The 512-nt window shown below is 65.4% G+C and carries 1 protein-coding gene; it reads left to right on the top strand.

From position 1 onward, the window contains the following. The coding region (locus AC1DU6_RS35930) for an ATP-binding protein (protein ID WP_477863446.1) at nt 1–512 on the top strand (512 nt) is incomplete at both ends.

The raw sequence follows: 512 nt of genomic DNA, 5'->3' as shown, positions 1-512 counted from the left end.
GGTGCTGCGCGAGATCGGCGTAGAGACCGGCGGCTCCAACGTGCAATTCGGCGTCAATCCCGCCGACGGCCGCATGGTCGTGATCGAAATGAATCCGCGCGTGTCGCGCTCGTCGGCACTGGCGTCAAAAGCCACCGGCTTCCCGATCGCCAAGGTCGCGGCAAAGCTCGCTGTTGGCTACACGCTCGATGAAATCGCCAACGACATCACCGGCGGCGCCACCCCGGCTTCCTTCGAGCCGACCATCGACTATGTCGTCACCAAGATTCCGCGGTTCGCCTTCGAGAAATTCCCGGGCGCATCGCGCACGCTGACCACCTCGATGAAGTCGGTCGGCGAAGTCATGGCCATCGGCCGTACCTTCCAGGAATCGCTGCAGAAGGCGCTGCGCGGCCTCGAGACCGGCCTGACCGGCCTCGACGAAATCGAGATCGAGGATCTCGGCCGCGGCGACGACAAGAACGCGATCCGCGCTGCCCTGGGCACACCGACGCCGGACCGCCTGTTGCAGG

It is taken from the genome of Roseateles sp. P5_B10 (genome assembly GCF_056400485.1).
Note: the sequence above shows the minus strand (reverse complement) of the source record. Positions and strands in the feature narration are given on the sequence as shown.